17 protein-coding genes and 2 tRNA genes are annotated in these 19,401 nt (G+C 54.7%); 7 read left to right on the top strand and 12 right to left on the bottom strand.

The features are described from left to right. Positions 1 to 41 precede the first annotated feature (41 nt). Both DU000_RS06220 and DU000_RS06215 read left to right on the top strand, forming a co-directional pair. Entirely contained in the window at positions 42 to 800 is a 759-nt protein-coding gene (locus DU000_RS06220; RefSeq protein ID WP_240001818.1) for an NUDIX hydrolase, read from the top strand. A 72-nt stretch (positions 801 to 872) separates the two neighbouring features. After that, on the top strand, positions 873 to 1,940 hold the full coding sequence (locus tag DU000_RS06215) for a cobalamin biosynthesis protein (protein ID WP_114402489.1): 1,068 nt from the start codon (positions 873 to 875) through the stop codon (positions 1,938 to 1,940). Between the two features lie 48 nt (positions 1,941 to 1,988). Here DU000_RS06215 and rsgA read toward each other — a convergent pair whose 3' ends face one another. The 3 genes from rsgA to DU000_RS06200 all read right to left on the bottom strand — a co-directional run bounded on the left by rsgA (position 1,989) and on the right by DU000_RS06200 (position 4,738). Continuing rightward, complete coding sequence (gene rsgA, locus DU000_RS06210) at positions 1,989 to 2,897, bottom strand: ribosome small subunit-dependent GTPase A (protein WP_114402488.1); 909 nt, start codon at positions 2,895 to 2,897, stop codon at positions 1,989 to 1,991. Positions 2,898 to 2,908: 11 nt separating this feature from the next. Continuing rightward, positions 2,909 to 3,259, bottom strand: a complete 351-nt coding sequence (locus DU000_RS06205) for a 4a-hydroxytetrahydrobiopterin dehydratase (RefSeq protein ID WP_114402487.1) — start codon at positions 3,257 to 3,259, stop codon at positions 2,909 to 2,911. A gap of 192 nt (positions 3,260 to 3,451) precedes the next feature. Then, on the bottom strand, positions 3,452 to 4,738 hold the full coding sequence (locus DU000_RS06200) for a M48 family metallopeptidase (protein WP_114402486.1): 1,287 nt from the start codon (positions 4,736 to 4,738) through the stop codon (positions 3,452 to 3,454). Positions 4,739 to 4,798: 60 nt separating this feature from the next. Here DU000_RS06200 and orn point away from each other — a divergent pair, with 60 nt between their 5' ends. Further along, positions 4,799 to 5,398 carry an oligoribonuclease gene (gene orn / locus DU000_RS06195; RefSeq protein WP_114402485.1) on the top strand — a complete coding sequence of 200 codons (600 nt, stop codon included), beginning with the start codon at positions 4,799 to 4,801 and terminating at the stop codon, positions 5,396 to 5,398. A gap of 26 nt (positions 5,399 to 5,424) precedes the next feature. Next, on the top strand, positions 5,425 to 6,318 hold the full coding sequence (locus tag DU000_RS06190) for an AEC family transporter (protein WP_114402791.1): 894 nt from the start codon (positions 5,425 to 5,427) through the stop codon (positions 6,316 to 6,318). A gap of 7 nt (positions 6,319 to 6,325) precedes the next feature. Here the strand turns inward: DU000_RS06190 and DU000_RS06185 are convergent, their stop codons facing one another. The 3 genes from DU000_RS06185 to DU000_RS06175 all read right to left on the bottom strand — a co-directional run bounded on the left by DU000_RS06185 (position 6,326) and on the right by DU000_RS06175 (position 9,960). Continuing rightward, positions 6,326 to 7,654, bottom strand: a complete 1,329-nt coding sequence (locus DU000_RS06185) for an MATE family efflux transporter (RefSeq protein WP_114402484.1) — start codon at positions 7,652 to 7,654, stop codon at positions 6,326 to 6,328. A gap of 41 nt (positions 7,655 to 7,695) precedes the next feature. Continuing rightward, positions 7,696 to 9,504: a glycosyltransferase gene (locus DU000_RS06180; protein WP_114402483.1), complete on the bottom strand. Its 1,809-nt coding sequence runs from the start codon at positions 9,502 to 9,504 to the stop codon at positions 7,696 to 7,698. A 198-nt stretch (positions 9,505 to 9,702) separates the two neighbouring features. Beyond that, a complete protein-coding gene (locus tag DU000_RS06175; protein ID WP_114402482.1) occupies positions 9,703 to 9,960 on the bottom strand; it encodes a type B 50S ribosomal protein L31 in 258 nt (85 codons plus the stop codon). A 303-nt stretch (positions 9,961 to 10,263) separates the two neighbouring features. Between DU000_RS06175 and gltX the strand changes: the two genes are divergently transcribed. From gltX to DU000_RS06160, 3 genes are all read left to right on the top strand, one after another. Further along, positions 10,264 to 11,661 (top strand): glutamate--tRNA ligase, encoded by a 1,398-nt coding sequence (gltX, locus tag DU000_RS06170; RefSeq protein WP_114402481.1) that lies wholly within the window; start codon positions 10,264 to 10,266, stop codon positions 11,659 to 11,661. Positions 11,662 to 11,729: 68 nt separating this feature from the next. Further along, positions 11,730 to 11,805: transfer RNA gene (locus tag DU000_RS06165), tRNA-Ala, on the top strand. Between the two features lie 56 nt (positions 11,806 to 11,861). Next, positions 11,862 to 11,937, top strand: a tRNA-Glu gene (locus DU000_RS06160). Positions 11,938 to 12,048: 111 nt separating this feature from the next. On the opposite strand, the gene DU000_RS06155 is transcribed toward DU000_RS06160, so the two are convergent. From DU000_RS06155 to pepP, 6 genes are all read right to left on the bottom strand, one after another. Further along, positions 12,049 to 13,290, bottom strand: coding sequence for a tRNA-dependent cyclodipeptide synthase (locus DU000_RS06155; protein WP_114402480.1), 1,242 nt, complete (start codon positions 13,288 to 13,290; stop codon positions 12,049 to 12,051). Between the two features lie 49 nt (positions 13,291 to 13,339). Then, positions 13,340 to 14,941: a bifunctional phosphoribosylaminoimidazolecarboxamide formyltransferase/IMP cyclohydrolase gene (gene purH, locus DU000_RS06150; protein ID WP_114402479.1), complete on the bottom strand. Its 1,602-nt coding sequence runs from the start codon at positions 14,939 to 14,941 to the stop codon at positions 13,340 to 13,342. 85 nt (positions 14,942 to 15,026) lie between these two features. Beyond that, positions 15,027 to 15,260, bottom strand: a complete 234-nt coding sequence (locus DU000_RS06145) for a helix-turn-helix domain-containing protein (RefSeq protein ID WP_114402478.1) — start codon at positions 15,258 to 15,260, stop codon at positions 15,027 to 15,029. Positions 15,261 to 15,454: 194 nt separating this feature from the next. Next, on the bottom strand, positions 15,455 to 16,501 hold the full coding sequence (dusB, locus tag DU000_RS06140; protein ID WP_114402477.1) for a tRNA dihydrouridine synthase DusB: 1,047 nt from the start codon (positions 16,499 to 16,501) through the stop codon (positions 15,455 to 15,457). Positions 16,502 to 16,606: 105 nt separating this feature from the next. Then, on the bottom strand, positions 16,607 to 18,004 hold the full coding sequence (locus tag DU000_RS06135) for an FAD-dependent monooxygenase (RefSeq protein WP_114402476.1): 1,398 nt from the start codon (positions 18,002 to 18,004) through the stop codon (positions 16,607 to 16,609). Then, entirely contained in the window at positions 18,004 to 19,389 is a 1,386-nt protein-coding gene (gene pepP / locus DU000_RS06130) for a Xaa-Pro aminopeptidase (RefSeq protein ID WP_420812113.1), read from the bottom strand. Before pepP ends, DU000_RS06135 begins: the two co-directional genes overlap by 1 nt. Positions 19,390 to 19,401 lie beyond the last annotated feature (12 nt).

Here is a 19,401-nt window from a genome sequence, read left to right as displayed (position 1 = left end):
CCGGCTAAAATCGGGGTGTTTTTGTTTGTTAGCCCTCAAACATGTCTGAGCTCTTTAACCCCAGTGACGGCATCCTGATTCCCGCCGCTGACTATAACCACGATAGGCATGGCATGCCGCTACCCGCGATCGCGCCAAGCCATCTTGATGCGGTGTCGTTACGCGCACGTTTTCGACTTTCAGGGTTATGGCAAACAGAACCGGCGCTGTCCTTACCCGCCGCCCTCCCTTTCGCGGCTGAGCCAGTTCCTGCTGCCGTTTTACTGCCGCTCGTGCAACAAGCCGATGGGCTGCATGTGCTCTTTACCCAGCGGGCTAGTCATTTACACGATCATGCGGGCCAGATTAGTTTCCCAGGAGGCCGAGTCGAGGCGGATGACGCCTCGGAAATGGCGGCTGCCCTGCGCGAGGCAGAAGAAGAAATTGGGTTAAGTGCGAGCGCAGTCGAAATCCTCGGGCAGTTGCCCATTCATCACACTGGTACGGGATTTGTGGTTCATCCGGTTGTTGGTGTCATCACAACCTTGCCCCCGTTGCGACCAGACCCCCGTGAAGTTGATCATTGCTTTACGGTGCCGTTGGCTTATCTCATGAACCCACAGCATCATCAGTTGCGGCGTGCCGAGTTTCGCTATCCGCGTGACCCGGCAAATTGGATCAGTCGGCAGTATTTTGTGATACCTTGGCAAGCGACGTCGCCGCAGCCAACTCCAGGAGAGGTACGGCAGTATCAGATTTGGGGAGCAACGGCAGCGATGTTGCGCAATTTGTATCGTTTTTTATTGGCCCCCAGCGAGTGAGGCAGGCAAATAATGCCGGCCCTTACTTTCGGGATGGTTGTCTTTGCGGAGACCCAAGATGAGTGATCGATTATGAGCTTTCTCGTATTGATCTTGGCTTTTGTGATTGAGCAGTGGCATCCCTTGCGGCCAGACAGCCGAGGCAACTGGATTTATCGGGGTGTGGAATGGCTGGCACATTGGCTCGAAGAGCATATGGATATCGGCTTGATGCGCCATGGTCGCGTCGCCTGGTGGTGGTTTATGCTCGGGATCCTAATCCCCACATACAGTCTCTACTTGCTCGCCGAGTGGCTGTGGGCTCCGCTGGCATGGGCATGGACGTTGGCTGTCCTTTATTTCACGCTCGGATTTCGTCAATTTAGTCATCGTTACAGTGCCATCCAGACGGCTCTCACAGCGGGCGACCTCGATACAGCCCGGCAACAGTTGCAGAGTTGGCTGGTCCAGTTGGAGCGGCCTTTATCCGACTGGGAGATGCTTTCAGCCAACGAAATTTCCCGCCATGCGCTGCGTGAGGCGCTATTAGCCTCGCACCGCCACGTGCTCGGCGTGATGTTGTGTTTTCTTTTGTTACCTGGCCCGATTGGCCCCGTGCTGTATCGTTTAGCCGAGTTTTTAGCGCGCCGCTGGAATACTCGCGCGCACATGACGAAATTAGACCCCCATGCCCCGCTCGTGCAACCTTCGCAATTTGGCCGGTTTGCTGCACATGCGTTTGAGTGGATTGACTGGCTACCTGCACGTAGCTCGGCGTTTACCTTTGCGATTGTTGGCAACTTCGAAGACGCGCTGTATTGCTGGAAAAGCCAAGCAGCTCGCTATGCCGAGACGCTCTTTCCGCGCAGCGGGCAGGTGACGCCACCGACGGTATACAGCAATGCCCACGCAGGGGGCATTCTCTTGGCGGCGGGGGCCGGGGCGATGGGATTGGAATTGGCTTCTGACAGTGGCCAGCTACTCAAGGCAGAAGCTGGCGAGACCTTGATCGGTGAGGCCGATTCCCCGCCCGAGCCAGTATGGCGGGGCGCTACGCCCACCGTTTACAGCTTGCGCACAGGGGTGGGCTTGGTCTGGCGGGCGGTGGTGATGTGGCTTTGCCTATTAGGTTTACTGTCACTGGCGCACTTGCTGAGTTAGCTCCTGAGCCCGCCCTGAGCGTTGTTGTCTTCCCGAATGGGTTGTTGACTACCATCCTTGCCGTTGCTGGATCGCTGACTGGTATTCGGCGGTTAATTGACGGTACAAGGCATAGCGCGCTGCATTAATTTCGCCTTGGGTCACGGCGGCACGCACCCCACAGCCTGGCTCATCATGGTGTGTGCAGTTGTAGAAGCGGCAGTGTGCGATGTGGGCATGAAACTCACTGAAGGCCGCCAAGCGTGCTTCATCATCCAAATGCGCCAAGCCAAATGCCTGGAAGCCCGGCGAATCAATCAAGCGAAAGTTAGCAAGCCGATATAACTGGGTAAACGTGGTGGTGTGGCGGCCGCTGTGCAGCGCGGTTGAGATCGCCTGCGTGCGTGATTGCGCATCTGGAATCAGTGCATTGAGTAAGCTTGATTTACCCATGCCAGACTGCCCCATCAGCATGGTCGTCTGGCCGTACAGCTTGGGCAAGAGGTGTTCTTGCGTTGCCTTTGCGTCATGGGCACTGATTTCATAGACCGGGATCTGTAGCGCAGGGATGCCCTGTTCTTGCAGTTGTTCCCGGGTAGCACGGAGACGTGCGGGCAAATCAATTTTATTCAGGATAATCGCACAAGGAATAGCCGCAGCTTGCGCGGCCAAGATTGCTCGTTGCACCAGCTCAGGGGAGAAATGCGGTTCTGTGGCAATAACAATCCACAGTTGCGACACATTCGCAGCGAACAGTTTGGTGCGAAAGGCATCCGAGCGATAGAGCAAACTTGCGCGCGGCTGGATAGCCTCAATCACCCCTTGTGAGGCATTGCTGACCGTGACGGTGACTTGATCTCCAACCGCGACATCATTGCGCTTACCGCGTGTATAACAAATTAAGGTTGAGCCAGTATCCAGCTCAACCAAATAATGACGGCCATAGGAAGCCAGAACCTGACCTTGGCCTTGAGACATCGCAGACACCGTTAGCGGTAGGTTTGTCCGAACACCGCATCGGCTTTTGCGGCACAGATGAAGTCATTGATCGAGATGCCCTCTACTGAATGGGTGTTGAAGCGGACAACGCAACTATTGTAGGTGACGAGCAGCTCAGGATGATGATCTTCGCGATGAAGAACATACGCTAACGCATTCAGAAACGTGATTGTTTCGTAATAGTTGGTGAAACGATAGGTTCGCTGTAAAAAGCCCGCTTCGTAGCACCAACCGGGTAACGTTTCCAGTTGCTCAGTAATGGCAGCCACGGAATAGGCCGGGCTGGTTTGATGGGTACTGGTACGGGTGAGCAGTTCGGCTCTCGACAACGGTACGGTCATGATGGTCTCCAGATAGTCTCAGGTTTCAACGGCGGCTGGCCTTATTGTAGAACAGCGCGCCAAGAGATGTTGGCTACTGCCAATAATTCATGGTTGCCAAGGGGGTGACCACCAGCTTGGTGTGCTGCATCGCGCTGCCTGGGCCAGCCCCTCTTATTCCTCTCATCCCCTCTGCCTCGCGAGAAAAGCGCGCTACGAGCGAAGCTGGGTTTGAATATGCGCAATCCTGACTGGCGCCGGAGGGTGAGAATCCACCACCGCCGAATAAAGCGGGTCGGGCGTTAGGGTTGCTGCATTATCTTGGTATAACTTAAGCAGGGCACTGATGAGATCTTCCCCGCGTGCCTGTTGGCAGGCAAAGGCATCGGCCTCAAATTCATGACGCCGTGACAGCACGCTAAAAATGGGGCTAAAAAAGAAAGTGAATACCGGCAGCACCAGAAAAAACAAGATCAGCGCTAATGCATATCGATTCAGCGCAGTCGTTTCTTCCATCAACAACGGGGGCGTGACCCCGAGGCCCGTATAAAACCAGCTCTGGTTCAGGCACCAGCCCAAGACATAGAACAACAGCAAGCTCAAACTCAGGCTCACGATCAGGCCTTTATGCAGATGGCGCTTTTTATAATGGCCCAGTTCGTGGGCCAAAACGGCCTCAATCTCGCCTGGCGCCAGGCGGTTGAGCAGTGTATCGAAAAAGACGATCCGCTTGTGCCGGCCAAAACCGGTGAAGTAGGCATTGCCATGACTGCTGCGTTTGCTTCCATCCATCACTAGGATTTCCTGATGATTGAACTGACAGCGTGCTAACAGCGCTTCAATGCGGGCTTTGAGGTCGGCATCGCTCAGCGGCGTAAAGCGGTTGAAGAGGGGCGCGATCCAGCGGGGGTAAATCAATAATAATGAAAATTGAAACAGACTGAGGGTCAGCCACGCGGCCCACCACCAATCTTGATCAAGGCGTTGCATCAGCGTTAACAAGAGCCACAGCAAGGGCAAGCCCAAACAAGCGGTGAGTAAGCTGCTGACGCCCAGATCGCGCACAAACAGCATCGGTGTCATGCGGTTAAAGCCAAAGGCTTGTTCGAGGTGAAATTGCCGATACCACTGCAGCGGCAGGCTGACACACCCAGCTAGCACAGTGATAACGACAAACAAGCCCAGCGCACTGAGCATGCCAGGCCCCAACTGCCCGATGAGCCACTGATTCAGACTTTCTAAGCCACCAAACCAAGTGAGGCCAAGCAATAAACCGACTTCAATGGGGAGCTCGATCAAGATCAGCCTGAGTTTGGCGCGGGTGTAGTCAGCGGCCTTTTGGTGATCAGCCAGACTGATTTGTGCTTGAAAGGCGGTGGGCACTTGGCCGCGATGCTGCATCACATGACGCAGTTGGCGAGTCACCAGCCAGATTCGGCATGCCGCACTGCTCAGCAGAAAGAAAGCCACAATCCACGTAAAAAGCTGCGCATTCAACATCGGTCATCTTTCCCTATTTCGCTTTGTGCGACAATGTCATTCTCTTAGAAGGAATAGATTATGTCACACGCAGGGAATCCACTCGCCGCGCAACCACGTCCGAACGAAAACCACTTACTTTGGGTGGATATGGAAATGACCGGCTTACAGCCAGAGACAGACCGCATCTTGGAGGTGGCGATTGTCATCACCGATATGCATTTGAATACGGTTGCTGAAGCCCCGGTTTTGGTAATTCATCAATCAGACAACGTGCTGGCGGGGATGGATGAGTGGAATCAGAATACGCACGGTCGCTCTGGCTTAATTGCGAAAGTCAAGGCATCGACGTTGAGTGAGGCAGAGGCGGCACAACAACTGATCACCTTCATTCAGACCTATGTTCCCAAAGGTAAGTCACCGATGTGTGGTAATTCGATCTGCCAGGATCGCCGCTTTATGGCTCGTTATATGCCCGAACTCGAAAATTATTTTCATTATCGCAACCTCGATGTCAGCACACTGAAAGAGTTGTGCAAACGTTGGACCCCTGAACTGGCAAAAGGGTTTGTCAAACGGACCAAGCACACGGCGCTGGCTGACATTTACGAATCGATTGAAGAATTGCAATATTACCGCCAACATTTCCTGAAAGTTCCCCCGCTCGCCCTCGCTGAGTAAACTTGGCCATGACACCCGCGACCGACATTTTTCTGCGCATTGCCAGCATTATTTTTCCGGTGTTGGTGATCGTAGTGATTGGTTGGTTATATGGTCGAAAGGTAGGGCCAGAAAATCGCGCTGGCTGGACTTGGGTCAATTTGATTAATGTGCAATTGCTATGCCCTCTGCTGGTGTTCAGCGCGTTGGCCAGCAAAGATTTTAATTTGGCGGAAAACCTCCCGTTACTGGCAGCCGCCTTTGCCATTGTATTGGGCTCTGGCCTACTCGCTTGGCCTGTTGCATTGTTGACTCGGCAGCAAATTCGTACCTTTGTCCCCCCCATGATGTTCAATAATTGCGGCAACATGGGCCTGCCCTTGGCGGTGTTGGCCTATGGTCAAATCGGTTTAGGGCCAGCCGTTGCCATGTTTGTCGTTTCTAATTTCTTGCACTTTACCGTCGGCAATAAAATGGTGAATGCAGGTGTATCAGTATGGGGCGCACTCACCCACCCGATGATCCTGGCCACGGCTGCCGGCCTGTTATGCGCAAGCTTCAACATAACCCTGCCCAGTGCGATTTATTTGCCAATCAAAATGATTGGTGATGCCTCCATTCCCTTGATGCTCTTGGCGCTCGGGGTACGACTGGTCGATGGGGATTTCAAAGACTGGAAAGTTGGCCTGCTGGGCGCCGTGGCACGCCCCCTAGTGGGATTATTGATCGCGTTACCCTGCGCATGGATACTGCCCTTGACCCCCACTCAGCATGGGTTGGTCTTTTTATTTGCCAGTTTACCCCCGGCTGTGTTGAACTTCATTATTGCCGAGCGTTACAAGCAGCAGCCTGAGAAAGTGGCCTCAATTGTTTTGATTGGGAATATTGCTTCCCTGATCTTTGTGCCACTGGGGTTATTGATAGGCCTACAGACGGGTTGATAAATGGTTAAGATCGTTGATAGACACGGCGTCGCATTACGCCAAATAAACATAAGGCAGTGAGCAGCAAACTGATGGCGCCAGATAACCAGAAACCTGCAGCACCTGACCACTGCTGGGTATGAAAAGCCAAGAAATAGCCCCCGCCTAATCCGATCCCCCAGCAACAGAAACCATAAATCAACATGGGTAGGGTAGTACAACGATAGGCGCGCAACAAGAAACCTAAAATACATTGCAGACCATCGAAGCAGAGATATAGCAGTAGCAAGGGTAATAGGCTTAGGGCGTGTTCTTGCACCATGGTCGCATTGGTATAAAGCTGCACAAGTGGGGCCTGTGCCAGCCACAGCGTGAGGATCAAGCTTGCACTTGCTAGCGTACCCAAGCCCAGGGCAACTTTGATGAAGCGTTGTGCTTGATGGCTCTCCTGACTTCCCAACGCTTGTGCCACTAGCACGCTGCTGGCGTTGGCAATCGCAAGCGATACCATGTAACAAATACCGCAGAGGTTAGCAATGATCTGATGCGCGGCTGCTTGCTCGACCCCAAAGCGGGCGATAAACAAAGCCATGAAGGTAAATGACGTTACCTCTATCGCATAACTCATTCCAATCGGAATGCCGAGTGCGAGCAGTGCGCGAATCCGTCCCCAGGCTGGTCGGCTCAGTCGCCATAAGTCTAATTCGCGATACATCGTGTCGTGGCGGGCAAAGAGCAGAAACAAGCCCACCGAGAGCCAAGCAATGCCACTGGTGGCGAGTGCCGCACCGGGGCCACCTAAATCTGCTTGATACATTAACAGCCAGTTGAGCAGGGGTTTGATCGCCAAGCCACATAAATTAATGGCCATGACCACACGGGGGCGGGCGACGGCGGTATTCAGCGCGTAATAAACGCGAAACAGCAGAGCGGCAGGTAAGCCATAGGCAACGCCATACAAATAATCCCGGACCTTATCCGCGACGCGCTCATCTGGCTGAATGAGTTGTAACCACCAGTCAGGCGTGAGCAAGGCAGCACAACCCAGCACGCTCAGCAGCAAGGCAACCCAGTAACTTTGTCGGACATCTTGCGCGATTTCCGGTAGCGCTTGTGCGCCGTAGTGCCTTGCGGCTATCGGCCCCAAGGCTTGCAGAATCCCCATGAGTCCAATATACACGCTGATGTAGATGCTGCTGCCAATGCCGACTGCGGCCAAATCAACGGCGGCATAGTGGCCGGCCATCGCAGTGTCAAGCAGGCCATTGAGCATCACCGCAAGCTGGCCGATAAACAGCGGCCAGGCCAAGTGCATGATCTGGCGTGCGGTGTGCGTGACAGAAAGGGGTGGCATCTCAGGCAACGGTTAGCGGCGTTTGGTCAAACAGGCGAGCGCTAAACACGCCGACGGAAGCGCTGTTTCCGCGTTTCCATTTGCACCGCCTCATACAGACGAAAGCGCTCATGGCGGTCTGATGCGCGTCGTCCTTCCCAGACCTTTTTCCAGCGGCCTGCTTGCACGTCAGGCAGGGTATCGTCATTTCCATCTTGGGGGTTATCTTGTAGCAATACCCAGCGGCAACTGACTTGTTCACCTTGTAAATCAATCGGGGCAAACTTGAGTGCGGCGAAATAGGCAAAGGAAGCACGCTGGGCCAAACCCAGGCCAACGGTGTTAATACAGGCGTCACTGGCGGCAAGATGGGGAGGGATTTGTGCGGCCAGTTGTTGCGCCACGACGCGATACGTTTTGGTCGCATTTACCCAGGGTAACCACAACGTTGTTGCCAGGCTCCATACCAGGAGCAAGCCCGCCATGCTCAGGGCGACGGCACGCCACAAAGCTTGGGGCCGCCGTTGTGTTCGCCAGACGATAATCCAGAGCCAAGTGAGCGTGAGCAGACAGGCTGCAACAAATTCCCACCAAACAAAGCCCCCCTGAAAATCCGGTGCCAGACGCTGCGCACTTTTTGCCAGCGCTGCAGGCAGGCCAAAAGCAACAGCACTCCAGCCGACCCACAGCAGCATCGCGCAACACGTGAAGGTCATCGCGGCAAACCAATCAATCAGATTGACCGTGCTGCGGCTTAGGGCAGGAATCCCAAACGCCGCCAGCAACGCGAGTGGCGGATACAGCCACAGTAACTGCACATCACTGGGGCCATTACCTAAACATTGCCACAGGGCGGCGACCAGTGCGCTACAGAGGGGTAAGGCGATGACGGGGCGCCGCAGATCATGACGCCAGGCACGGACCGCAAAATACGCTAGTGGCCATAAAGGCCAGGTAAACAGCCAAGCATTGGTGAATAAAAATTTCCATTGACCAGGGGCCTGTAAACCCCAGCGAAAGGTCTGTACGCTCGCTTGCCACCATGCCTGTAGATACGCCGCACCATCGGCGATAAACAACACCAGGCTGACCCACACCGCGACAGTAACGCCAGGAATAAGCAGACCAAAGCCGACTAAACCCTGCCAATGAAAACGCAAGCGTGGGCTGACAAGCAGGGTCAACAACAACATCGCCAACAGCAACAGGGTGACCAAAACCCCTTGCGCCAGCATACTGGCGGCCAGCGCACAGCCAAACAAAATGCCGCCTTTCCAGGGGCGTTCCAGCCCACACGCCATGCCATAGAGCGCCAGGCAGACGAGCGCCCATTGCCCAACTTCCGTGGTGGTTTCGTGTAACCGGACCACCATGCCAATACTCGCCAGCAGTAGCAAGACCGCTGCATCCGCCAGCATGCGCCCATATTGCAAGGGCTGTGGCGCGGTACCCAACGGATTATTCGGTTGTGCTTCAGGCCGCCTTGCCAAGACAAAGGCGCTGCGCCAGATCCAGGTAATCCCCAATAAAATCAAGGCAATACTGCCGATGCGTGCAGCATGGGCTGGGCCCAGCCCGAGCCCTAGCAGGGACGTGGGCCAGGTGTCGAACAGCGCAATAAAAAAGGCCCCCCACCAATAAAAGAAAGGGCCTTCATTCACTATGGGGGCGCCCATCACATGGGGTTGTAGCCAATCGAGGGCATTGCCACCGGCCAAAGTGAGCATGCCACCAAAGCTCGCCGCATCATCACTTTTCCAGGGGTCGCGGCCAATAAATCCGGCGACGGCATACATGAGCACCAAGGCGGCCAAAACCCAGAATGGCAGCCGTCTGGCTTGTGAGTGCGTGATGTAACTACTGGCATTCATACAAGAGTCTCATGAGAACAGCAACAGGCAAGCGGAATTTTAGAATAGTAAGCGAGGCGGGGCAGAATCTTTGCAGACTCTCACTATTTTTACGTTCTCGGCATGGTGATAAGGGTTTCACCAAGCCAAAATAAGAAGGGGCACCAAGTGCCCCTTTCTACTTTTGCTGACGCGTTCGCGTCGTCGTCAGAGCCGGTCTTAGGCTTTAACGCCTGTGCGTGAGCCAAAGCGCTGACGGAATTTCTCAACCCGACCGGCGGTATCGACGATTTTTTGCGTGCCGGTGTAAAAAGGATGAGACTCAGACGTCACGTCCAGTTTTACCAGCGGATACTCTTTACCCTCGAACGTGATTTTTTCACGGGTATTGATGGTCGAGCGCGTAATAAATTTAAAATCGTTCGATAAATCGACGAACACCACGTCGCGGTATTCTGGATGAATGTCTTTTTTCATGTTTAGTCCTAAGTTGGGTAGCCAGTGCGCGCCTGTTTGCTCACTGCCTTTAGCGTATCTGCACCACTTGCCTGTTGAGTGTTAATTGCCTGATACGTCTTGCTGAATAAAAAACACGCAGCTAGCCATATCAGAATTCATCAGCCGAAGTAGGACACCAAGCCCAACCCCAAGCGGAAAAGTCCATGATTATGCCACAAATCTGTCCTTAAGGGACTACTCCCTTGCCTATAGGTTTTAGTGGCGGGGCTTGCCTGCCAAAACCGGTAAAATAATTGTTTTACTTTACCCGCGAAAAAATCAATGACTGTCCGCACTCGTTTTGCCCCTAGCCCAACCGGCTATTTACACGTCGGTGGTGCCCGCACCGCGCTTTTTTCTTGGGCCTACGCCCGCCATTTTGGCGGCCAGTTTATTTTGCGGATTGAAGATACCGATTTAGAGCGCTCCACCCCTGAAGCCACGCAAGCCATTCTTGATGGCATGGCTTGGCTGGCGCTGAACCACGACGAAGGCCCGTTCTACCAAACCCAGCACTTCGACCGTTACAGAGCGGTTATTCAGCATATGCTAGATGCCGGCACCGCGTACTACTGCTACACCACCCCTGAAGAGCTGGATGCCATGCGCGAAGCGGCCAAAGCCCGCGGCGACAAGCCCCGTTATGACGGCACTTGGCGGCCCGAACCCGGCAAAACCTTACCGCCCGTGCCAGCCGGTATAGAGCCCGTGGTGCGCTTCAAGAACCCCCAAGACGGCGAGGTGGTTTGGCACGATTTGGTGAAAGGCGAAATTCGCATCGCCAATGCAGAGCTGGATGATTTAGTCATCGCCCGTAAAGGTGGTGTCCCGACGTACAACTTTTGCGTGGTGGTGGACGACTGGGATATGCGCATCACCCATGTCATTCGCGGCGATGACCATGTGAATAACACGCCTCGGCAAATCAACATCCTCCAGGCTTTGGGTGCCACCATCCCGGTTTATGGCCATGTGCCGATGATTCATGGTTCGGATGGCCAAAAGCTCTCTAAGCGGCATGGCGCGGTCTCGGTTATGCAATATGCCGAAGACGGTTACTTGCCCGAAGCCCTTAATAATTACCTAGCGCGCTTGGGTTGGGGGCATGGTGACGATGAGGTGTTTAGCCGCGAACAATTTGTGAGCTGGTTTGATGGCGGCAATCTCAGCAGCTCGCCCTCACAGTTTGACCATGAAAAACTCGCCTGGCTCAATAACCACTACATCAAGCAAGCCGATAACCAGCGTCTGGCCGATTTAGTGGCCCCGCGCATTACCGCGCTCGGCGGCACCATTGCGGGGGTAGACGGTGGGGTAGATGTAGCGGCCGCGATTGCGCTATTGAAAGACCGCTGCGCCAACCTCAATGAACTTGCGCAGCAAGCCATGCTTTTTTACGGCGCGCGCCAAGCCCCGGCAGAGTTGCTGGCGCAGCACCTCACCGATGAGATTAAGCCGGCGCTGGCTGATTTTGCCGCTGCGCTGCAAAGCGCCGAGTGGAGCGTGCCCGCGATTGCCGCTGCCCTCAAAGAAGTGCTGGCTAAGCATGGCCTTAAAATGCCTAAGCTGGCGATGCCGGTGCGCTTGCTGGTGGCGGGACAGTTGCAAACCCCTTCGATTGATGCGGTATTGCATTTGTTCGGGCGGGCGGAAGTCTTACAGCGCCTGCAATTGAAATGAGGGCTGGGTGTTGACAAACCGCCCCCCACTTTCTATAATCTCACCTCTTTGCAGTTCCAGCATCGTTTGGGGGTATAGCTCAGCTGGGAGAGCGCTTGCATGGCATGCAAGAGGTCAGCGGTTCGATCCCGCTTACCTCCACCAAACAAATACGCAATAGGCTGATACGTTTTACATCACGTATCGACAGACAAGTTTCTGTCCCCATCGTCTAGAGGCCTAGGACACCGCCCTTTCACGGCGATAACCGGGGTTCGAATCCCCGTGGGGACGCCAAATAAAAATACCCGCAATCAGCGGGTATTTTTTTAGCTAGTAACGCCAGCCCAAAAGGCTGGCGTTATTTTTTGTCGGCAGGGAGCGGGGCTGTGGCGTGCGTCTTCTGCCTTAGGCAAAGTACTGGACTTCTGAGAGTAAGCGACGGCTACGCAAGGAAATGGTCTTACCGATATCAGCTAAAACTTCAATGGCAAGCTCAGGCGATTGCTGTTTGAGGGTCCGAAAATCTTTTTGGCTCAGCGTGCGGGCAACGCATTCATTCAGGGCCGTCACTTGAGCAGAGCGCGGCAAGCCATCTAAAAAGGCTTGCTCCCCGACAACGGTACCCTGTTCGAGAATCGCCAGTTGCTGACGCGAACCATCACTGCGCTCAATCGTGACTTCTGCTCGCCCTTCTACCAATAAAAATAAACGCCGGTCTTCATCACCTGCGGCGAGAATGGTTTCGCGTGGGGCGAATTTTTGAATTTTCATGAGCTTGAATAGCTTGTTCCAGGTCGCGTCGTCACATTCAGCCAAAAACTCCATGCCTGGTCGTGTGGTTTCCAGGGAGCTATCGCCACTGCGGCGCACAACCTTTTGTGAGCCATCGGTGAAGTAGAGACCACGTTTACGCAACGATAGCGCGGCAAAAGAAAGCTGGGTTAGGGGGGCGGGGGTGCCTTGGAAGCGTCCTGCACACAGGCCTTCAATACTATCAATCGAGCCTGGGTAAGCGACGACTTGCCAGCCCATATCAGCGAGAACGGCAAAGAGTGCGGATTCCTCAAGCAAGTAAGATTTGGCAATCTCGGCCGCCCGCTCTAGCGAGACAGCAAAGGGGTTAACGTCGAGTTTATCGCCGCGATTCAGGTAAAGCTGTGCAAAGGCGTCGATTGAGGCCGCAAAATTGGCGTCAGCGACAGCCATATGCAGGAGGGCTGAGTGATATTCAGGGAGTTTGGCGTGGCTTTCTAACTGCGAGAAAGGAATAAAGCTGAACGTACACTTTCCGGCATATTGCCGAAACAGCGGGGCATAGGTTTCCAAAAATTGCTGTCCCGCGGCGAGGGCACGGGTCCGTGCCGTTTCTTCATCCAGCCCTTCTAGCAGTGCCAGGGTGAGGCGGTATACGGTATCGCCAACCACAATCCCGCAACTTGAATAGCGCTCGCTAATCCATTCGATACAGGCTTCCAGCCGCGCGCCTTCAAAGTTGGCACTTCCTAACGACACTCCTAGCAAGCAGCCTTCTGCGCTTTGCGCGAGCGTGGCGCGGCTCTCTGGCGAGATTTTATCGAGATTGGCTTTATAACGATGTGTGCCAAATGAAATCGAGCCTTCGCCTGGGGTGTAGTCGGTATCTAACATGGCGCATTCACTCTGTATGAAAGGGATTAAGAAGAACGCTTACTCGTGCTTAATGGCGGAAGTGACGCGTACCAGTCAGCAGCATCACGACATTGCGCTCGTTGGCCGCCGCGATCACTTCTTCATCACGCATCGAGCCACCGGGTTGAATCACGCAAGTCGCGCCAGCATCGACCACCACATCCAGGCCATCGCGGAAGGGGAAGAAGGCATCCGACGCGACGGCCGAGCCGGCCAGAGACAGACCGGCGTTTTGGGCTTTGATGCTGGCGATGCGGGCGCTATCGACCCGGCTCATTTGCCCCGCACCCACACCCAAGGTCATGCCATTGCCGCAGAAAACGATGGCGTTCGATTTCACATATTTCGCTACCCGCCAAGCGAACATCAAGTCCACCATTTCTTGTGCGGTGGGGTGACGCTCGCTGACGACTTTAAGTTCAGTCGGCAAGACGTTTTTGATATCCGGCGTTTGCACCAGTAAACCGCCACCGACGCGCTTGAGGTCAAAGCGGTTAGCCCCGTCTTCAATCGGCACCTCAAGCAAGCGCACATTTTGTTTAGCGGCGAACACCGCGCGGGCTTCGGCGCTGATGCTCGGGGCAATCACGACCTCGACAAATTGTTTGGCCACCGCTTCGGCAGCGGCACCATCCAGCGCACGGTTGAAGGCAATAATGCCGCCAAAGGCAGAGGTCGGATCGGTCTTAAAGGCTTTGCTGTAGGCATCAAGGCAACCGGCTCCTACCGCCACGCCGCAAGGGTTGGCATGTTTGATGATGACGCAGGCCGGGGCATCAAAGGTTTTCACGCATTCCCACGCTGCATCGGCATCGGCGATGTTGTTGTAAGAGAGTTCTTTCCCTTGCAGTTGGGTGTAGTTGGCGAGTGCGCCGGGAATGGTTTGGCTATCGCGATAAAACGCCGCGCTCTGGTGCGGGTTTTCACCATAGCGCATGTCTTGCACTTTTTGGAATTGGAAGTTCAAGACTTGCGGGTATTCCCCTTTGATATTTTCTGCATCTAGGCTGGTCAGGTAATTGGTGATCGCGCCGTCATAGGCCGCCGTATGGGCAAACACTTTTTTCGCCAGAGCGAGTTTAGTGCTGCTGCTAACCGCGCCTTGGTGAGCTTGCATGTCGTTGAGTACGGTGGGGTAGTCAGCGGGGTCTACCACAACCGTTACATCACGGTGGTTTTTCGCGGCGGAACGCAGCATTGTAGGGCCGCCGATATCGATATTTTCAATCGCATCCTCAAACGTGCAGTCACTTCTAGCGACGGTTTGCTGGAAGGGGTAGAGATTGACGACCAGCAAATCAATCGTACCAATCTGATGTGCTTCGAGTGCCGCCATGTGTTCGGGGATGTCGCGACGAGCCAGAATGCCGCCATGAATTTTAGGGTGCAGGGTTTTGACTCGCCCATCCAGCATTTCAGGAAAGCCGGTGTAATCTGCGACCTCGGTGACGGGAATGCCTTTTTCTGCTAGCAGTTTTGCCGTGCCACCGGTTGATAGCAAGTTAACCCCGCGTGCATGAAGTGCTTGGGCGAATTCAACGATCCCGGTTTTATCCGATACGCTGAGCAAGGCTTGTTTGATTGGTAATTTGAGATCAGCAGAACGGGGTAAGGCAGTGACTTGGCTCATTAGACTATCCAAAAAACAAAAAAGAAAGACAATAAAAAAGACGTGTCAGGTTCCCCTAACACGTCTCTCTGTAACATTGGGTCAGTTATAGCATGCCATGATGCTGCAATTTTTTGCGCAGCGTGTTGCGGTTGATGCCCAGGATGATACTGGCCTGTGATTGATTGTGGCGAGTGCGCGCCATAATAAATTCCAGCAGCGGTTTTTCCATTGCATCAACCATCATGTCGTAAACGTTATGGGGTTTTTCACCACCCAGATCACGAAAATATTGTTCCAATGCTTCGGTAATGCTTGTTGCAATATTGTTTGTACTCATATCTTCACCCAATAAATATGTATGCCCGTAGTGCAGGCGCTAGTATAGCCAAAAAATAAGCAATAAATTGCTCATTTTCACCCGACTTTTTCCTATTGTCATGCCTCTGGCGGATTGATCCACCTTATTGTTATCTTGATAACACCTTGCCGATACAGCCGATAACGCGGTTTCATCAGCGACTGTATCGGGCTTCACTCACAGTAGGCCAGCCGTGTCCGCACCGCAGCTTGGTCTGCAAAAAAAGCATCAATGGCGGCTTCCTGTTCTTCTGTGGTGTCCAGCCTGTTCATTTGATCAATAAAAGCCTGACCACCGACCAAGTGCTGGGTGTACCAGATTATATGCTTGCGGGCGGTCCGTACGCCCAGCACCTCGCCATAAAATTGATAATGCGCCTTGAGATGGGCCAGCAGCACGCTACGCGCTTCTTCAATCGTGGGGGCTGGGCATGTCTCGCCATAGCGTAAGTAGTAGGCGATTTCGCGAAAAATCCAGGGCCGGCCTTGGGCGGCACGCCCAATCATGATGGCATCGGCTTGAGTGGCCGCCAATACAGCCTGCGCTTTTTCAGGGCTGGTGATATCACCATTCGCGACGACCGGAATCTTGACGGCGGCCTTCACCGCTGCAATCGTCTCGTATTCTGCGGATCCCGTATAAAGATCGGCGCGGGTACGGCCATGTAATGTCAGCATTTGAATCCCACACTGCTCTGCCAGGCGTGCGATATTCAAGGCATTTTTATGCTCGCGATCCCAACCAGTGCGGAATTTAAGGGTGACGGGTGTGTTGGGAACAGCACTGACCACGGCTTCGAGGATTTGCTTAACCAACGTCTCATCGCGCAGTAAGGCTGAGCCTGCGGCCACACGGCAGACTTTTTTAGCCGGGCAGCCCATATTGATATCAATGATCTGTGCACCCTTATCAACGTTAAATTGAGCGGCTTCTGCCAGCATCTCGGGATCGCTCCCGGCAATCTGCACGGCGATAGGGTCGACCTCTCCCTCATGGTTTAGGCGGCGGGCCGTTTTTTCGCTCGCCCATAAACGCGGATTACTCGCCGCCATTTCAGAAACGGCATAGCCTGCGCCGAGCTCTTTGCAGAGTTGGCGGAATGGCCGATCCGTCACCCCGGCCATCGGGGCGACAAATAAACGGTTTGGAATCTGGACTGACCCGACTTGCAGTGGGCAGCTCACATCCTTGTGCGAGGTGGGGGCAAAAGCCGTAGACATAAATAGGCAGACGTAATACAGGCCGCTATTTTATCCTCTAAGCATAAACCTCGGTACCCAATGGCGTTTTTCGATGCCTTGGTTTTAGACTAGCAGATGGTTTTTTTATTGCCGCTGTCCATACATCATGTGTGCGGCGAAGGGGCGGCGTAGCACTGACCATTGATCTAACAACAGCAGCCCATGGCTGCCAAGCTGAGCCAGTCCTGGCAGCGTAAACAGTTCACTCATGAGGGTAGTCAAGCCAAGCGTGAGCTGGCGATCAACCCGGCGTTGCTGGGCAAGCTGTTGTAGCGCAGCGCAGAGGGCGACTGGTTCGCTTGACCATCCTTGGCGTAACGCTTGCGCCAATTCCAGTGCATCGCGTAACCCTAAGTTCAGCCCTTGACCGGCGACCGGGTGTAGCGTCTGTGCGGCGTTACCGATCCGGATTTGCCGCCCTTGTTGGATTTGTGGGTAATAACTGACCCCGAGAGGATAGGTATGTCGTGTACTGCTCAGTGTCAGCCGGCCTAAGCGTGACCCAAATGCGGTGGTTAACGCTTGGTTAAATGCAGCGGTATCCATATTTTTGAGCTGCGTGGCTCGCGCCGGCAGGCAACACCACACCAAGCTGTAGTGCGCCATCGTGTCGCCAGTGTCAGCCCGCTTTGGCAATAACGCCAGGGGCCCCTCTGCGGTGAAGCGCTCATAGGCTTGCCAACGCCGACTATCATCACGACCGAGATCTGGGGCGACCACCTCTGCCAGCACGGCATGCTGATTGGAGGCGCGTTGTCTGGGGGCATCGGCTATTTCTGCGCCCCTCGTCAGCTTGCTCAAACAAGCCGAGAGGGCAGCGGTGCTGATGCGCGGCAGGCGCGAGGCTGAGGATGCGGGTGTGTTGGGGCTGAACACTCCCCCTTCAGCCTGAATCAGGCATTGGGTTCGTAACGTATGGCCCGGCGCTTCGCTCCCTGGTATTTGTAGATGAAGGGTAAGGGGTTGGTCCGCACCGCCTTCGTTGACGACGCGACACTGATAAGGCCGTAGATGATACAGCCCACCACTTAAGGGGCTTGCTGTAGCGTTGATTTCCGCCCAAGTTTGAGGCGGTGGCAACACGCGCAGCAGGCCTTCAAGCAAAGCCCCGTACCCCACCACATACCCCAGTGCCGGGACGCCCATCTCGTTCGCACTGAGATGTGTGCGGCCCGGCCGCCCTGCGCGTGAAATGTGTATCTGCCGAATCGGCATCACTTTGTCATGAGGCCAGGCATTGATCTGTTGCAAAATCAAGCGACTGCCTTCAGCCAAGGCCAGTGTCCGAGGGTCTTGCTGGCGTTGCGACGGGGCTTGCGCATCAATCAGCGCGAGCCGGCAGGTCTCTGGTAGTAAGGCTTGTAGCAGTAACGCGAGGGTACTGCCGACAGGGCCTGCCCCGATGATCGCGATATCCACCTCAGGCGTCGAGAGGGGGGCGGTTAGGTGTTCGCCATCGAGCGGGGGTATGGTGGTCGCCATCAGGGGAGTGCCGCAGCCGTGGACGCTGCCTGCATCAGGCTTTCAATGTCGGCCACTGTTTTTGGCGCGGCGGCAGTCATTACATCGCACCCTGTGGCGGTTACCAACACATCATCTTCAATCCGAATGCCGATATTCCAGTAACGCTCGGGAACATTCGGGTGCGGACGGACATAGAGCCCGGGTTCAATCGTCAGCACCATGCCAGGCGCGAGAGCGCGCCAAGGGCGCTCACTCTGGTCATCGGTCGCTGCCGCGCGATACTCGCCACAGTCATGCACATCCATGCCGAGCCAATGGCTGGTGCGGTGCATATAAAACTGACGGTAAGCCCCGTTTGCAAGAATCTCCGGCACCGTGCCCTGCAATAATCCTAGGCTAAGCAGACCGCTGATTAACACTTCCAGGGCGGCATCGTGCGGCGCATTAAAGGGTTGGCCTGGGTAGGTTGCGGCGATGGCTGCACTCTGTGCGGCCAGTACGATCTCGTAGAGCTCACGCTGGGCGGGGCTAAAGCGACCGTTGATCGGGAAAGTCCGAGTAATGTCTGCCGCATAGCTACCAAACTCACAGCCCGCATCAATCAGCAGCAGATCCCCCGCTTGCAGGCAGGCATCATTATTGCGGTAATGCAAAACACAGGCATGGGCCCCACTGGCAACAATAGAGCCATAGGCAGGGGCACTGGCGCCATGGTAACGAAAGGTATGGAGCAAGCTTGCTTCAATTTGATACTCAAATAAACCGGGACGGGTGAGTTCCATTGCGCGCCGATGTGCTGCCACTGAAATATCGGCCGCACGTTGCATCAAGGCGATTTCATCGGCATCCTTGAACAGCCGCATTTCATCCAGCAGCGTTCTGACATCAAATAGGGTATGCGGGGCGGAGACGCCAGCGCGGCTCTGCTGACGGACTTGATCAAGCCAACCTTGCACCCGTTGATCCAGATCGATATCACTGCCCAAGGCATAAAACACGGCTTGCTGGTTCGCCAGCCAGCCAGGCAGTTGCTGATCCAGGGTTTCAATGGTGTGCGCCTGGTCAAGACCAAAAGACTGCTGGGCTTGATCAGGGCCAAACCGATACCCATCCCAGATTTCCCGTTCTTCGTTTTTAGCGCGGCAAAACAAATGGTGTTGCTGACCATCCGGCGCATGGGTTCGAATCACCAAACAGGCTTGAGGTTCAGTAAAGCCACTCAAATAGTAAAAATAACTATCGTGACGATAAGGATAATCCGCATCGCGGTTACGCATGACCTCCGGGGCGGTAAAGATGATGGCAACCGCAGGCTTGCCTTGCGTTTGCGCCAGCATCAGTTGACGTAAGCGTTCGCGGCGCTCGGCATAGCGGGTAATCGGTGGGGTCGGATTCATCGGCATGTGACCTTCTCC

This window comes from Parvibium lacunae, from assembly GCF_003335215.1.
Taxonomy (GTDB): Bacteria; Pseudomonadota; Gammaproteobacteria; order Burkholderiales; family Burkholderiaceae_D; genus Parvibium; species Parvibium lacunae.
Note: the sequence above shows the minus strand (reverse complement) of the source record. Positions and strands in the feature narration are given on the sequence as shown.

What these genes read in the sequence shown, in the direction of transcription:
- dusB (WP_114402477.1), bottom strand. Translation starts at nt 16,501, where the DNA reads ATGTCTACGGCTTTTGCCCCCACCTCGCACAAGGATGTGAGCTGCCCA.
- DU000_RS06205 (WP_114402487.1), bottom strand. Translation starts at nt 3,259, where the DNA reads ATGACCGTACCGTTGTCGAGAGCCGAACTGCTCACCCGTACCAGTACC.
- pepP (WP_420812113.1), bottom strand. Translation starts at nt 19,389, where the DNA reads ATGCCGATGAATCCGACCCCACCGATTACCCGCTATGCCGAGCGCCGC.
- DU000_RS06215 (WP_114402489.1), top strand. Translation starts at nt 873, where the DNA reads ATGAGCTTTCTCGTATTGATCTTGGCTTTTGTGATTGAGCAGTGGCAT.
- purH (WP_114402479.1), bottom strand. Translation starts at nt 14,941, where the DNA reads ATGAGCCAAGTCACTGCCTTACCCCGTTCTGCTGATCTCAAATTACCA.
- DU000_RS06200 (WP_114402486.1), bottom strand. Translation starts at nt 4,738, where the DNA reads ATGTTGAATGCGCAGCTTTTTACGTGGATTGTGGCTTTCTTTCTGCTG.
- gltX (WP_114402481.1), top strand. Translation starts at nt 10,264, where the DNA reads ATGACTGTCCGCACTCGTTTTGCCCCTAGCCCAACCGGCTATTTACAC.
- DU000_RS06185 (WP_114402484.1), bottom strand. Translation starts at nt 7,654, where the DNA reads ATGCCACCCCTTTCTGTCACGCACACCGCACGCCAGATCATGCACTTG.
- DU000_RS06175 (WP_114402482.1), bottom strand. Translation starts at nt 9,960, where the DNA reads ATGAAAAAAGACATTCATCCAGAATACCGCGACGTGGTGTTCGTCGAT.
- DU000_RS06180 (WP_114402483.1), bottom strand. Translation starts at nt 9,504, where the DNA reads ATGAATGCCAGTAGTTACATCACGCACTCACAAGCCAGACGGCTGCCA.
- DU000_RS06135 (WP_114402476.1), bottom strand. Translation starts at nt 18,004, where the DNA reads ATGGCGACCACCATACCCCCGCTCGATGGCGAACACCTAACCGCCCCC.
- DU000_RS06155 (WP_114402480.1), bottom strand. Translation starts at nt 13,290, where the DNA reads ATGTTAGATACCGACTACACCCCAGGCGAAGGCTCGATTTCATTTGGC.
- DU000_RS06145 (WP_114402478.1), bottom strand. Translation starts at nt 15,260, where the DNA reads ATGAGTACAAACAATATTGCAACAAGCATTACCGAAGCATTGGAACAA.
- rsgA (WP_114402488.1), bottom strand. Translation starts at nt 2,897, where the DNA reads ATGTCTCAAGGCCAAGGTCAGGTTCTGGCTTCCTATGGCCGTCATTAT.
- orn (WP_114402485.1), top strand. Translation starts at nt 4,799, where the DNA reads ATGTCACACGCAGGGAATCCACTCGCCGCGCAACCACGTCCGAACGAA.
- DU000_RS06220 (WP_240001818.1), top strand. Translation starts at nt 42, where the DNA reads ATGTCTGAGCTCTTTAACCCCAGTGACGGCATCCTGATTCCCGCCGCT.